This window comes from Stenotrophomonas sp. YJH_SMC_133, from assembly GCF_059370655.1.
In genome coordinates, this window is record NZ_JCAFTW010000011.1 from 1 (window position 1) to 14,016 (window position 14,016).

Annotated in this window: 8 protein-coding genes and 3 tRNA genes; 5 read left to right on the forward strand and 6 right to left on the reverse strand. The window is 67.2% G+C overall.

Annotation, left to right across the window (positions count from 1 at the left end):
* The 6 genes from AC5P78_RS15925 to AC5P78_RS15950 form a co-directional block, all read right to left on the reverse strand.
* Nucleotides 1-315: GTP-binding protein (locus AC5P78_RS15925; protein ID WP_258010329.1), on the reverse strand; the 315-nt coding region annotated here is incomplete at its 3' end.
* Nucleotides 316-356: 41 nt separating this feature from the next.
* Nucleotides 357-432, reverse strand: a tRNA-Thr gene (locus AC5P78_RS15930).
* A gap of 49 nt (nt 433-481) precedes the next feature.
* Nucleotides 482-555 (reverse strand) — tRNA-Gly (locus AC5P78_RS15935).
* A gap of 24 nt (nt 556-579) precedes the next feature.
* Nucleotides 580-665 (reverse strand) — tRNA-Tyr (locus AC5P78_RS15940).
* A gap of 137 nt (nt 666-802) precedes the next feature.
* A complete protein-coding gene (locus AC5P78_RS15945; protein WP_024957319.1) occupies nt 803-1,819 on the reverse strand; it encodes an isoaspartyl peptidase/L-asparaginase family protein in 1,017 nt (338 codons plus the stop codon).
* A 105-nt stretch (nt 1,820-1,924) separates the two neighbouring features.
* A complete protein-coding gene (locus AC5P78_RS15950; RefSeq protein ID WP_012479232.1) occupies nt 1,925-2,944 on the reverse strand; it encodes a cyanophycinase in 1,020 nt (339 codons plus the stop codon).
* Nucleotides 2,945-3,114: 170 nt separating this feature from the next.
* On the opposite strand from AC5P78_RS15950, the gene AC5P78_RS15955 reads away from it, so the two are divergent.
* The 5 genes from AC5P78_RS15955 to AC5P78_RS15975 all read left to right on the forward strand — a co-directional run bounded on the left by AC5P78_RS15955 (nt 3,115) and on the right by AC5P78_RS15975 (nt 13,993).
* A complete protein-coding gene (locus AC5P78_RS15955; protein ID WP_012479231.1) occupies nt 3,115-5,853 on the forward strand; it encodes a TonB-dependent receptor plug domain-containing protein in 2,739 nt (912 codons plus the stop codon).
* A 162-nt stretch (nt 5,854-6,015) separates the two neighbouring features.
* On the forward strand, nt 6,016-8,787 hold the full coding sequence (locus AC5P78_RS15960; protein ID WP_012479230.1) for a response regulator: 2,772 nt from the start codon (nt 6,016-6,018) through the stop codon (nt 8,785-8,787).
* A complete protein-coding gene (locus AC5P78_RS15965; protein WP_005408197.1) occupies nt 8,784-10,004 on the forward strand; it encodes an EAL domain-containing response regulator in 1,221 nt (406 codons plus the stop codon). Before AC5P78_RS15960 ends, AC5P78_RS15965 begins: the two co-directional genes overlap by 4 nt.
* 123 nt (nt 10,005-10,127) lie before the next feature.
* Nucleotides 10,128-13,355 carry a hybrid sensor histidine kinase/response regulator gene (locus tag AC5P78_RS15970; RefSeq protein WP_005408196.1) on the forward strand — a complete coding sequence of 1,076 codons (3,228 nt, stop codon included), beginning with the start codon at nt 10,128-10,130 and terminating at the stop codon, nt 13,353-13,355.
* On the forward strand, nt 13,352-13,993 hold the full coding sequence (locus AC5P78_RS15975) for a response regulator (protein ID WP_005408195.1): 642 nt from the start codon (nt 13,352-13,354) through the stop codon (nt 13,991-13,993). The genes AC5P78_RS15970 and AC5P78_RS15975 overlap by 4 nt, the downstream gene beginning before the upstream one ends.
* Nucleotides 13,994-14,016: the final 23 nt, after the last annotated feature.

Genomic DNA, 14,016 nt, shown 5'->3' on the forward strand with positions numbered 1-14,016 from the left:
CACCAGGATCGCGCCGTCCATCTGGGCGGCACCGGTGATCATGTTCTTGACGTAGTCAGCATGGCCCGGGCAATCGACGTGGGCGTAGTGACGGACCGGGGATTCGTATTCGACGTGCGCGGTCGAGATCGTGATACCACGAGCCTTTTCTTCCGGAGCGGCGTCGATCGAGGAGTAGTCCTTGAACTCGCCACCGAAGCGCTCGGCACCGATCTTGGTCAGTGCGGCGGTCAGCGTGGTCTTGCCGTGGTCGACGTGACCGATGGTGCCGACGTTGACGTGCGGCTTGGTGCGCTCGAACTTACCCTTGGCCATGGCTGCTTATCTCGAATTCGTCTGAGAGGTGATGCTTAAGATGGTGCTCACGAAAGGAATCGAACCTTCGACCTCTTCCTTACCAAGGAAGTGCTCTACCGACTGAGCTACGTGAGCCGAGTTTTGCATTATGACATGAACTCGATAATATTCAAAGTTCATTCAATGGAGCGGGAGACGGGAATCGAACCCGCACCATCAGCTTGGAAGGCTGAGGTTCTACCATTGAACTACTCCCGCGCCGGGAATGTCACAACGTGAAACTGGTGGAGGGAGGTGGATTCGAACCACCGAAGGCGTAAGCCAGCAGATTTACAGTCTGCCCCCGTTGGCCGCTTGGGTATCCCTCCTTACCACCCCATTCCGTTGCCGCCGAAGCGTTGCGGTGTGTGGTGGTGAGCCGCTTATTCTGCTGATGGGACGGGGGGCTGTCAACGCTTTTTTCCATTTTTTTCACACGCTGTCGCAAACCCATTGATACGCAAGGTTATTGCCCGGGAACCGGCAGGGTCTCGTTGGCGAAAATTGCGACATGAGGGACGCCGTCGCCGCCGATCCAGCCCCGATACATGCCCTGGGTGTTGAACGGCGTGGCCATTTTTCCGTCTGCGCCGAGCACGATCGCACCGCCGTCGCCGCCCATCTGCGGAATCGTCTCGTTGATCACGCCCTTGCCGGCCTGCTCCGGGCTCTGCCCCTGGTAGCGCATGCGCGCGCAGATCTCGTGCGCGGCCGCAGTGCGGATGTAGTACTCGCCCCACCCGGTGCCGGACACCGCGCAGCGTGCGTCGGCCCAGGTGCCGGCACCGATGATCGGCGAGTCACCGACCCGGCCGTAACGCTTGTTGGTCATGCCCCCGGTGGAGGTGCCGGCGGCCAGATGCCCCTGCGCGTCCAATGCGACCGCACCAACGGTACCGAAGTGCTTTGCAGTCTCCAGGTCAGCATGCGCCTGGCCGCTGGCCTCTTCCTTCAGCGCGCGCTGCAGCTGCTGCCAGCGCTTCTCTGTACGGAAGTAGGAGGGATCGACCAGAGGAATGCCCTGCTCGGCCGCGAAGGCTTCGGCGCCCTGCCCGACCATCATCACGTGGCGGGATTTCTGCATCACGGTCTGCGCCAGCAGGATCGGGTTGCGCACCCGCTGCACGCCCGCCACCGCGCCCGCCGCCTGGTTCGCGCCATCCATGACCGCCGCATCCAGCTCGTTGTGGCCGTCGTGGGTGAACACCGCGCCCTTGCCGGCGTTGAAGGTGGGATCGTCCTCCAGCACGGTGATCGCGGCGGTGACTGCGGCCAGCGCGGGGCGCCCCGCCGCCAGTTCCGCATGGCCCTTCAGCAGTGCCGCCCGCAGCGCGTCACGTGCGGCCTTTTCCTCGGCCGGCGACAGGTCCTTGCGCTCGACGCCGGCGCCGCCGTGGATGACCAGCAGCGGTGAAGCGGCCGGTGCGGCCTGGGCAAGCATGGGCAGGGACAGCAGCGCAGACAGCGCCAGGCGCAGTTTCATCGGATACGTCTCCAGCAGTAGCGGGGAATGGATTGCAGGGTAGTGCCGGCCGCTGGCCGGCGGGGGGCGTATCAGGGAAGGTGGGTTGCCGGCGAGCGGCCGGCACTACCGAAGCGTGAACTCAAGCTCACCGTCGCTGACGTCGGCCACGGCCTGATAGTCGGCCTCGGCCTGGACGTCATCCAGGCGCATGCGGCTGCCGCTGGCGACCACCGTTACCGGCACCGCGCGGAAGCGCAGCGGCTCGCCCTCGACCAGGCGGTCGGCATCGCGGCCAGGGTTGACCACCCAGACCTTGCCCTCGCCGTCAGCACTGTAGACCTGCGCCTGGCCATCAGGCTCCACGCACAGGGCGGTGTCCTCGTCGACGCCGATGCCGACGATGTCGGGGTCGCCACTGTCCTGTGCGGCACGCGCCACGAACACGATCAGGCGACCGAGCCGGTCGCGCTTGTCGAAGTGGGTGTCGGTGACCACGCGCTGCAGGTAGGGCATCTGCAGGAAGCCGCTGTCCATGGTCACCGCGCTGCCCATCGGGTCCGCCAGGGCGCCGGCAGAGGTGATGCTGCCGCCGTCCATCGCGCCGTAGGCATAGCCACCGAGGATGGCGAGCCCCGCACTGGTACCGGCAATCGGCTTGCCAGCGCGCACGTGGGCGTTCAGCGCGCGGTTGAGCGCAGTGCCCTTCCAGAAGCGGATGTAGCGCGACTGGTCACCACCGGCAATGAAGATGGCATCAGCTGCGGCAACCACGCGCAGCACGGCCGGATCGTCGGCGCCGCGGCGGCTGTCGAACACCAGCGTCTGCACTGCGGTGGTACCGCCGATCTCGCGGTACAGGCGGTCCTGCAGCTCATCACTGCCAGAAGCGCGCAGGATCAGCACACGGCCATTGCCAGCCTGCTTCAGCCACCAGTGGAAGGCCTCCGGCACCCATTCGCCACCGCCCATCAGCATCATGGCCGGTGCGCGCGGACCGGGCCGGGGCGCGTCGAGATCGCCGGCTTCGTAGTAGGCGAAGCCCGGGCCCTGCAGGTCCTGCGCAAGGGCGACCAACGGCACGGCCAAGACCAGCAGCGCCAGCCAGGCGAAGGGGGCACGCAGGGTCCGATGGAGGCGTCGCATCTTGATCTCCCTGAACAAAATCGACTTGCAAGCGTTTCCACTCTTTGCCAGATAGGGACCCAGTAGTCAAGGACATGAAAAAGGCGTTAAATGCGCGCGCCCGTTCCGGAAATCTGAATGGGGGACAGGGCCCCTCCTCTGCGGGCCGGCTTCATTTCCGAGAATTCCTCATGCGTAGAAAGGCGATGGCGTGGTCGATCCAGCTGGCGTTGATGGGCGTGGCTGCTTCCGCGGCGGCCCAGGCACCGGCTTCCTCCCCGGTTCAACAACTGGATGCGGTGCAGGTCACCGGTTCGCGCATTCCGCGCGCCCAGGTGGAAGGCCCCGCCCCGATCACGGTGATCGACGCCGAACAGATCCGCTCCAGCGGCTTCACCAGCGTGCCGGACGTGCTGCGTGCAATGACCCAGAACGGCGGTGAGACCCAGAGCCAGCAGTCTTCCAGCGGCGCCGACTTCTCGCCGGGCGCCCAGCAGGTGGACCTGCGCGGCCTGGGCCCGAACCACACGCTGGTGCTGGTCAATGGCCGCCGCATCGCCGACTTCCCGATGCCGTTCAAGGGCCGCAGCAACTTCACCGATGTCTCCAACATCCCGCTGGGGATGATCGAGCGCATCGAAGTGCTGACCGGCAGCGCCTCGGCCATCTACGGCTCGGACGCGATCGCCGGCGTGGTCAACTTCATCCTGAAGAAGAAGGCCGACGGCACCACGATCGACATGCGCATGGGCACCACCAGCGAAGGCGGTGGCGAGTCGTTCGACATGAGCCTGGCCAGCGGCTTCAGCCGCGGCAACTTCAACGCCGTGTACAGCGTCGAGCTGCAGTCGCAGACCCCGCTGTGGGCCTATGAGCGCGACATCCAGGATTCGACCCAGGACGGCCCCACCGAGGGCTCGCGCATCGCCCGCCGCGCTTACCTGCGTACGGACTACAACGACGACTACCTGGATCCGGGCGCGGCCACCTGCGAAGCGCTGGCCGGGCAGAACCAGGGCAGCACCTACCGCGCCTACCGCCCGCGCTACGGTTACTACTGCGGCAGCGACAGCTCGATCGGCTACGGCACCATCCTCAGCAAGCGCCGCGGCGCCAATGGCTACGCCTCGCTGAGCTACGACTTCGACAACGGCCAGCAATGGTTCGCCGATGTGCAGCTGGGCTACCACACGATGTCGCTGATGCGCGACGTCACCAAGTGGGGCCGCATGGACGCCAATGGCGATGAGTCGGGCTACTTCAACAACCAGGCCACCGGCGAGATCGAGTTCTGGCAGCGCCAGTTCTCACCCGAGGAAATGGGGGGCCTGCGCAATGCGATGGTGCGCAGCACGCAGAAGACCTTCAGCGTGACCACCGGCTTCAAGGGCAATCTGGCCGGCAACTGGGACTACGAAGCGGCGCTGAGCCATTCGCAGTACCAGTCGCGGATCAGCTGGGCGCAGATCATCGCCTCCAAGGCGAATGACCTGTTCCTGGGCCCGCAGCTGGGCGTGGACGACGACGGTTTCCCGATCTACAACGCGGCCCCGTCGCGGCTGTACCGGCCGCTGACCCGCGCCGAGTACGATTCGATTGCCGCACGCACCACCTATTCGCCGAAGTCGCGCACCGAGACGGCTGCATTCACGCTGACCAATTCCGCGCTGTTCGGCCTGCCGGGCGGTGATGCCGGGTTCGCCGCGACCGTGGAAGTGGGCCAGCAGGCCTATGCGCTGAATCCCGATCCGCTGGCCACCCAGTACTACTACTACAGCTGGAAGGATTCGGACGGCCAGGGCTCGCGCAACCGCTGGGCGACCGCCGCCGAGCTGCGCATGCCGCTGCACGAGACGGTCAACCTGAGCGTGGCCGGCCGCTACGACCAGTACCGCTATTCCGGCCACACCATCGGCAAGGCGACCTGGAGCGGCGGTCTGGAATGGCGCCCGATCGACACGCTGCTGGTACGCGGTTCGTATGGCACCGCGTTCCGCGCGCCGGACCTGCACTACGTGTTCGCCGGACCGGGCAACGACGAGACCACCGCCGAAGACCTGTACAGCTGCCGCGCCGATGGCGCCAGCGACTGTTCCGACTACGAGCGCAACCTGATCCGCAGCCGCACCGGCAACCGCCAGCTCGACCCGGAAACCAGCACCTCGTGGAGTGCAGGCTTGGTCTGGTCGCCGGCGATCGGCCTGGACCTGTCGGTGGACTGGTTCGACATCGACATGCGCAAGCAGGTGCAGGACATGGATGTGCGCACCCTCCTGGCCAACGAAGCGAACTGCCGGCTCGGCAGTGCCGACATCAATTCGCCGACCTGCGTGGACGCGCTCGACCGCATCACCCGTACCAGCGACGGCCGCCTGTACGGCGTGCGCGTGGCGCCGATCAACGTCGCCCGCGAGTCGACCTCCGGCATCGACGTCGGCCTGCGCTACCGCCTGCAGACCGGTATCGGCGACTTCATCCTCAATGGCACCCACACCTGGGTGAAGAAGCACGATTTCCAGCGCTACCCCGGCGATCCGACCCTGGACCAGTTCGCGGTCAACAGCGGATTCGACATCCCGCGCACCAAGACCAGCCTGAGCGTGACCTGGGAGAAGGACGCGTGGTCGGCCACGGTCTACGGTTCGCGCCTGGGCAAGCTGCCGACCTCGGACAACTACGACCAGTCGTTCGACTGGGAAAGCGGTGACAGCCCCTACGTGAAGGCGACCTACCGCTACAACGCCTCGGTGCAGTATCGCTTCGACGACCATTCGCGCCTGTCGCTGTCGGTGGTCAACGTGTTCAACAAGATGCCGCCGAAGGATGCCACCTACACCGCGTATCCGTACTACGACGTGTCCTGGTTCGACAGCGTCGGCCGCACCATCAACCTGCAGTACACCCACAAGTTCGGTGGCAGCGCGCTGTAAGTGCCCGGCCAATGTCGGTACAGGAAACCCCCGCTTCGGCGGGGGTTCCTTTTTTTGCCACCTGAACAGTGCCCGCGTGCAGGCTCCGGGCCGGTCGGCCAGCCGGAGATTTTAGGAAACAGCTGATTCCGCGCCGTCCGCGCCGCTTCCTAGCATCGTTGCATGTTCCGCTTCCCCCGCCCTTCGCTGCAGAAGACAGTGCCATCGACCACCGCGTCGGTGCTGTTGCGCTGCCTGACCGTCTGTGTCTTCATCTGCCTGGCCGCCGCGGCCGGGTTCTACCTGCTCACGGCATTCACCGAGGACATCTCGACCCATCGCCGCGAGATGAATGCAGCGGCCTACAGGGCCCAGATCTATTTCGACCAGCGCGAAGCCCTGCTGCGCTACCTGGGCGATTCGGTGCTGGCCGGCCGCCCGGATGCGCCAGCTGCGGACAGCGAAGGGATGCGCCAGGTGCCGCTGGATGGTCCCGGTGGCCAGCCGGGACAACGGCTGCTGTTGTCAGCGCGTGCCGAGCACACGCTGCAGGCGCTGCAGACGCACCTGCTGCTGGTCGATGCGCGGGGTGCGCATTGGCTGGCCGGCGACGCGGTCGACGTCGACCTGGCGCGCCTGCCGTCGCTGCGTGCACTGCAGGCGCGCAACGGCAGCCTCGAGGGCGCTGACCGGGTGTACTGGCTGCGCCCGGGTGACCGTGGCGTCGCACTGGCGCAGCCGGTGCAGTCCGGTCCCCATCCGGCGCAGTGGCTGGTACTGCTGCTTGATACAGATGCAGCGGCGGGCATGATCGATGGCCAGGGCATCGGCGGTTATGCGTTGCTCGACCGTTCTGGGCAGCCTGCATTGTCCAGCCAGGCGCCGCGGCTGGATCGCGCGGGCTGGACAATCCTGCGGGAACGCCAGGACGACAGCTTCGGTACGTTATGGAGCGGCGGCCTGCCGCGCGGCGTAGCGCTGGTGAAAAGTGTCGGCAATGACGGCTGGCGGTTGGTCTACCACCTGCCGCCGCAGCTGCTGCTGGGCGACCTGGCCGTGCCCCTGCTGGTCTGCGTGCTGTTGCTGCTGCTGGCCGGTGTTGCGCTGCGCCTGCTACGGCATCGCGTGGACCTGCAGCTGATCCAGCCGGCCCTGCAGCAGCACCGCCGCCTGCTGGAGAACCTGGACTTCAGTTCGACGGTGATCGACATGGCGCCGGTCGGCATCTGCGTCCTGCGCCGCAACGACCGCGCGCTGCTGCTGTCCAACCAGCTGCTGCGCGACTGGCTCGGCGAGGAAGGCGAACACAGCGACTGGCAGGCGCCATGGCGCGGACATGCCGGCGAGCGCGGGCGCGGACTGGAATTCACCGCCCGCGACGGGCGCCAGCTGCAGGTGCTGCACGCCGCCTGCCGCTACCAGGGCGATGATGTGCTGCTATGCGTCTTCCATGATATTTCCCGACACCGCCAGGCACAGGCCGCACTGTCGTCGGCACGCCAGGCGGCCGATGCGGCCAATCAGGCCAAGAGCGCGTTCCTGGCCACCATGAGCCATGAAATCCGCACTCCGCTGTACGGCGTGCTGGGCACGCTGGAGCTGCTGGGGCACACCTCGCTGGACGCCCGGCAGTCGCAATACCTGCGCACCATCGAGAGTTCCTCGTCGGTCCTGCTGCAGTTGATCAGTGATGTGCTGGATGTGTCCAAGATCGAGTCAGGGCAGCTCAGCCTGGAGCCGGCGGCGTTCTCGCCGCGCGAGCTGACCGAGAGTGTGCTGCGCAGCTTCGCCGCGTCAGCCACCTGCAAGGGCCTGCAGATCCTGGTCTGCACCGATCCGCGCCTGCCGACGCGGGTGCTCGGTGATGCCGACCGCATCCGCCAGGTGCTGGGCAACCTGCTCAGCAACGCGATCAAGTTCACCGAGCATGGCCGGGTGATGTTGCGCGTGCGCCAGGTGCAGCGCGAAGGTGAATCGAGCGTGCTGGCCTGGCAGGTGACCGATACCGGCGTGGGTATCGCTGCGGAGGAACAGGCGCGGCTGTTCGAACCGTTCCGCCAGGTCCGCGGCGCGGCCAGCGCGCAGGGTACCGGCCTGGGCCTGTCCATCAGCGACCGTCTGGTGCGCTTGATGAGCGGCGAGCTGCAGGTGGTGAGCGAGCCGGGCCTGGGCAGCAGCTTCAGCGTCCGCCTGCCATTGCCGGTGCTGGCCGCTGCCGAGGATGGGCCCACATTGCTGCCGGAACCACCGATCCTGGTGCGCGGCCGCGACCGCGAGCTGGTCGACAGTGCCTGTGGCTGGCTGTGTCGCTGGGGTGCCAACGCGCAGCCCCTGCTTGGTGACCCGACGCTGCTGGACCATGACGGCGCGATCCTGATGGATGGCGAAGCAGCCACTCCGCTGGCATGGTCGGGCCCGCGCGTGGTGGCATCGATCGAGGGCGGTGACCAGCCGATCACTGCCGCCGATGGCAGCCTGGTCGTGACCCTGCATGGCATGACCGCGATCGGCAATGCGCTGGCCAACGTGCAGCAGCAACGTGCGGCGCAGCCGGAGACCACGCGCTTGGCACCGCCCGTGCCGCTGGGGCTGCGCGTGCTGGCGGTCGAGGACAACCCGATCAACCGGGTGATCCTGGCTGAGCAGCTGCGCACCCTCGGCTGCGACGTGGAGCTGGCACAGGATGGCATTGAAGCGCTGCAACGGTGCCGCGAGCAGTGCTTCGATCTGGTGGTGACCGACATCAACATGCCGCGCATGGACGGCCACGCGCTGGCCCGCGAGCTGCGCGATGACGGCAACCTGGTACCGGTGATCGGCGCCACCGCCAATGCCACCGCCGAAGAGCGCGAGCGCTGCCTGGCCAGTGGCATGCAGGGCTACCTCAGCAAACCCATCGACATCGCCCGCCTGCGCAAGGCACTCACCGCCCTGCGCCAAGGAGATCCCGCATGACCCAGCGTGTCCTGATCCTGGAAGACCAGCCCTTCCAGCGTGGTTTCCTGGCCAATCTTTTCGGCAGCCGTGCCGGCGTCCAGGTCGATGCCTGCGAAGACGTGGATGCCGCCATCGCACTGTGTGCCTGCCAGCCCTACGACCTGGTGGTCAGTGACCTGCTGATGCCCGGGCAGGACGGCATCCAGTTCATCCAGGCGCTGGCGGCGCAGCCACGCCCCCCCCGCCTTGCCGTGGTCAGCGCGGCCCCGCGGCGGATGATGACCTCGGCACGGCTGATGGCCGAATCACTGGGGCTGGAGGTGATCGGCCTGCTGCCCAAGCCGGTGGCGGCCGCCGAAGTGAATGCCCTGTTCGAGGCGCTGGCGCAGGCGCGTCCGGCCACTGGCAAGGCCCCCACGCGCGCGGCGGCTGCACCCGAACCGGATGTTTCGCAGCTGCGCCAGGCCATGGCCGATGGCAGCCTGACGGCCTGGTTCCAACCGAAGAAGTCACTGCAGTCAGGGCGGGTCGTGGCGGCCGAGGCACTGGTGCGCTGGCGCCATCCGCAGCTGGGCACGCTGGCCGCTGGCAGCTTCCTCCCGGCGATCTGCCGATACGGGCTGGAGGGCGATCTGCTGCGGATGATGCTCAAGGCCAGCATCAGCGCACAGGCACGCTGGCGCAAACAAGGGTTCCGGGTACCGGTATCGATCAACCTGCCCCCTCACCTGCTGGAGCAGTCGGACCTGCCCGACGAACTGCTGGCACTGACCCTGGCCAACGGCGGTACGCCTGGTGAATTGTGCTTTGAGCTGATGGAAAACAGCACCACGCGGCACGTCAGCGACTTCTACGCCGGTGCCTGCCGGCTGCGCATGAAGGGCTTCGGCCTGGCCCAGGATGATTTCGGGCAGGGTCTGAGCTCGGTCCACAACCTGGTCAATACCCCCTTCACCGAGGTCAAGATCGACCGCGCGCTGGTCAGCGGCTGCGCCCGTGACCCGGCCCTGCACCTGACCTTGTCGACGGTGATCGCGCTGGCCAACCAGCTCGGGCTGACCATCGTGGCCGAGGGCGTGGAAAGCGATGCCGACCTGGCCGCGTTGCGCCAGCTCGGCTGCAGCCAGGTGCAGGGTTTCCTGATCTCGCAGGCGCTGCCCTCAGATGAGTTCACCCGCCTGCTGGACGAAGAAGCACCGCGACTGGACGAAAGATCGCGAGCCGCCCTGAGCTGACACGGTTTCCACAGCGACTTCACAACATCATCAAGTGGCATTGACGATCCTGTCTGTGCAGTGGCGGCGGACTTTGCGCTGCCGCCACCGGTGCCGCTGTCCGCCCCTGCCCTGAGACCCGCCATGCCGGCCGAGGCCGCCCCTGTTCGCCGACTCGCTCGCCGCTCACTGCGTGTCCACGCCCTGCTGATCGGCGTGGTGGTGCTGGCGACCCTGCAGGCCGGACTGCTGCTGTCTGCCGGCTCGCAACTTTTGAACGAAGAGCGCAGCAAGATCGAGTACCACTTCCGCCGCCTGGACGGCACGCTTCGCGAGCAGGAGCGCTTCCTGCGCCAGTGGCGGCTGCACGATGTCGGCGCACGAGGACAGCCGGTTGCCGATGCCAGCGTGGAACTGCAACGCGGCCCGTTGTTCGCCAACTTCGCGGCGATCGGGAGCGAGGGAGCCAGTCTTTCGCTACCGAACGAGCTGGGCGATCGTTTCCTGCGCTTCTACGGCACGTTCTGGTCGGCCTCGCACTACCCACCACCGCAATGCCTGCTGGTCGATGGCCAGGGCACGCGCGGGCTGCTGGCACCGGTGCAGATCGGCGTTACCGATGCGAGCCAGAACAGCCCGCATCACCTGCGCCCGGCGATCGCCGACATCCACCGGGTCATGGGCACGCGTCCGGCGCTGCAGCGCGGTGGCATCGTCTGGGTGAGCGTACCGTGGCGCGACCGGCAGACCCGTTTGCTGGCCATCGCGCATGCGCCGCAGGATGCACGCCTGTGGGGCGAGGACGACAAGGATTCACAGGCCGCGCTGGCCTGCCTGCTCGATCCGGGACGTGTCGATGACTACCGGCAGGTGCTGGGTGTTCCGGTGTTCCAGCGGCTGTCGCTGTTCGATACCGATGGCCAGCGCCTGCTGGGCGATGCAGCAGACGCCAGTGACGCTGGCACCTCCTGGAAGGCCGGCCTTGCAGGCCTGCAGTTCCGCATGCGCAGCGAGCGCGGCTGGCTGGCGGTGTACCACGTCAGCTGGCGGCAGGTGTTCCAGCACCCACAGGGGCCCTTGCTCGGCGCGATCGTGGTGGCCCTGCTGCTGGCGTTGGGTGGCACGCTGCTGCTGCGCGCGTATCGGCGTTCGGTCATCGAACCACTGCGCAGCAACCACGCGCGCCTGCTGGAAAGCGAGGCCTTCAGCCGCACCATCCTGGACAACGCGCCGATCGGGCTGTGCCTGCTGCGCCGTACCGATGGCAATGTGCTGCTGGACAACACCCTCGCCCGCCGCTGGCTGGGCGAAGACCACCACAGCGGAGGCTGGCATGGCCCTTGGCGGCGCAGCGTGCTGGCCGCTGGAGGCACCACGCTCGGCGATGGGCTGGCCTACACCACGCCCGAAGGCCGCCACCTGCTGGTGACCGCGACGCCGGCGCGCTATCGCGGCGAGCCGGCGGTGCTGTGTCTGTTCATCGATCTCAGCAGCCAGCATGAAGCCGAACAGGTGCTGCAGCAGGCGCGCCGTGCCGCCGACCAGGCCAACCGGGCCAAGAGCCAGTTCCTGGCCACCATGAGCCATGAAATCCGCACGCCGCTGTACGGCGTGCTCGGCACCCTCGAACTGCTCGGACTCACACCACTGGATGCGCGGCAGCAGGACTATCTGGCGACGATCCAGCGTTCGTCCTCGACCCTGATGCAGCTGATCAGCGACATCCTCGACGTCAGCAAGGCCGAGGCCGGGCAACTGAGCCTGGAGCCCAGCCCGTTCGATCCGGTGCGACTGACCGAGGATGCGCTCGACTCGTATGCTGCCGCGGCCGCCAACAAGGGGCTGCGGTTCTACGCCTGCATCGATGCCGACGTGCCACCCGTGGTGTGCGGTGATGCCGCGCGGATCCGCCAGGTCCTCAACAACCTGATCAGCAACGCACTGAAGTTCACCGACAGCGGGCGCGTGGTGGTGCGCGTTTCGGCACGCTGGCAGGAGCAACGCTGCTGGCTGCAGTGGCAGGTCGCCGATACCGGTATCGGCATTGCCAGCGAACACCAGGCGCACCTGTTCGAGCCGTTCTTCCAGGCCAACCCGGGCACCGATGCGATGCGCGGCACCGGCCTGGGGCTGGCCATCTGCGCGCATCTTGTGGCGTTGATGGAAGGCCAGCTGCGTGTGGTCAGCGAGAGCGGCCTGGGCAGCAGCTTCAGCGTCGAACTGCCGCTGCCACCGGCGCCGGCGGATCCGCAGCAATCCCCTGCGCCGCAGCTGCCTGCGGGCCTGCAGATCCAGGTACGGGGCGGCGTGCGCGAGCTGGTGCAATCGCTGTGCGAACGCCTGCAGCAGCGTGGTGCACAGGCCAGCGTGTACCGGGAAGACAGCACGGCAGACTTGCCATCGCCCACCGTGCTGCTCGACCTGGTCCTTGACGACCCGCTGCCCCGGTGGGCCGGTGGACCGCGTGTGGTCGCCTGCCGCGAAGGCGGCGTGCGCCCCCGGCACATTGATGGCTTCTGGCAGGTTGGCCTGCACCGGTTCGATGCGATCGTGCTCGCGTTGGCCGCGGCCAGTGGCCAGCCACTGGCGGCGAGCGCCGAAGGGCGCCTGCCGGCGACGCGTCGTTTCGGCCTGCAGGTGCTGGTGGCCGAGGACAACCCGATCAACCAGGCGATCCTGCGCGACCAGCTGGAACAGCTCGGCTGCCGTGCCGTGGTCGCCAGCGATGGCAATGAAGCGCTGGGCTACTGGCAGCAGGGCGCGTTCGCGCTGGTGCTGACCGACCTGAACATGCCCGGGATGGATGGCTATGGCCTGGCGCGCGCCTTGCGGGCGCGCGGTGTCAGCGTGCCGATCCACGGAGCCACCGCCAACGCCGATCCGGCCGAACGCCAACGCTGCCAGGAATCGGGCATGCAGGGCGTGCTGGTCAAGCCGATCACGCTGGAAGCGCTGCAACGCCTGCTGATCCGGATCACCCAGGGCGATGTGGCGGTTTCCGCGCCGCCGCAAAGTCCTGTATCCACCGATACGCGCGATGATGATCCGCCGCTGCAGGTTCCCGCAAGAATGCAGGCATTGTTCGTGCAGACCATGCAGGCTGACCTGGACAGCCTGCGCCAGTCGATTGCCACCGCCGATCCCGCGCGCGTGGTGCAGGTACTGCATCGCATCCGCGGCGCACTGGTCATCGTCGGCGCACCTGCGCTGGTGGACAGCGGCCTGCAGATCGAACAGGGCCTCGCAGGCGGCGATGACCTGGTCACCCAGGAGGCTCCGCTTGCCGGCTTCCAGCGACGCCTCGAACAGCTGCTGCATCCGCTGCTCGGCGCGGTATCTCCTTCCTCATCTGACGACCCGAACCCGCCATGACCACACGGATCCTCATCGCCGACGACCACCCGATCGTGCTTGCCGGCATCCGCGACGTACTGGCCGGGGAGCTGGACCTCGAGGTCGTGGGCGAAGCGGCCGACCCGGCGACGCTGATCGAGCTGATGACCCGGACCCGGCCACAGGCGGTGATCACCGACTACAGCATGCCAGGGGGCGACCGCTTCGGGGACGGCATCAAGCTGATCTCGTTCCTGCGCCGCAGCTTCCCGGAGACGCGCCTGCTGGTGCTGACGATGGTGTCCAACCCGTCGTTGGTTGCGGCGATGTATGCCGCTGGTGCCGGCGGCGTGGTGCTCAAGAGCCATGGATTGGGCAGCCTGGTACAGGCCCTGCGCGTGGTGCTGGCCGACCGCGTCTACCGGCCCCCGGGCCTGCTGCCGGTAGCGGCGAGCGAGCCGGCCGATGCCGATGCGGTGCGTGCGCGGCTGTCGCCGCGCGAGCTGGAAGTGATCCGGCTGTTCACCGGCGGCATGAGCGTGGGCGACATTGCACGCCAGCTGCAGCGCAGCGCCAAGACGGTCAGCACGCAGAAGATCAGCGCGATGCGCAAGCTGGGCGTGGACAGTGATCAGGCGCTGATCGAGTACTGCCTGCAGGCCTCGTTGTTCGCCTGAGGTCCACTCCAGGCTGAACCCTG

Excerpts from the sequence above, each read along its gene's own strand:
- AC5P78_RS15960 (WP_012479230.1), top strand. The coding sequence starts at position 6,016 with ATGTTCCGCTTCCCCCGCCCTTCGCTGCAGAAGACAGTGCCATCGACC.
- AC5P78_RS15965 (WP_005408197.1), top strand. The coding sequence starts at position 8,784 with ATGACCCAGCGTGTCCTGATCCTGGAAGACCAGCCCTTCCAGCGTGGT.
- AC5P78_RS15970 (WP_005408196.1), top strand. The coding sequence starts at position 10,128 with ATGCCGGCCGAGGCCGCCCCTGTTCGCCGACTCGCTCGCCGCTCACTG.
- AC5P78_RS15950 (WP_012479232.1), bottom strand. The coding sequence starts at position 2,944 with ATGCGACGCCTCCATCGGACCCTGCGTGCCCCCTTCGCCTGGCTGGCG.
- AC5P78_RS15945 (WP_024957319.1), bottom strand. The coding sequence starts at position 1,819 with ATGAAACTGCGCCTGGCGCTGTCTGCGCTGCTGTCCCTGCCCATGCTT.
- AC5P78_RS15955 (WP_012479231.1), top strand. The coding sequence starts at position 3,115 with ATGCGTAGAAAGGCGATGGCGTGGTCGATCCAGCTGGCGTTGATGGGC.
- AC5P78_RS15975 (WP_005408195.1), top strand. The coding sequence starts at position 13,352 with ATGACCACACGGATCCTCATCGCCGACGACCACCCGATCGTGCTTGCC.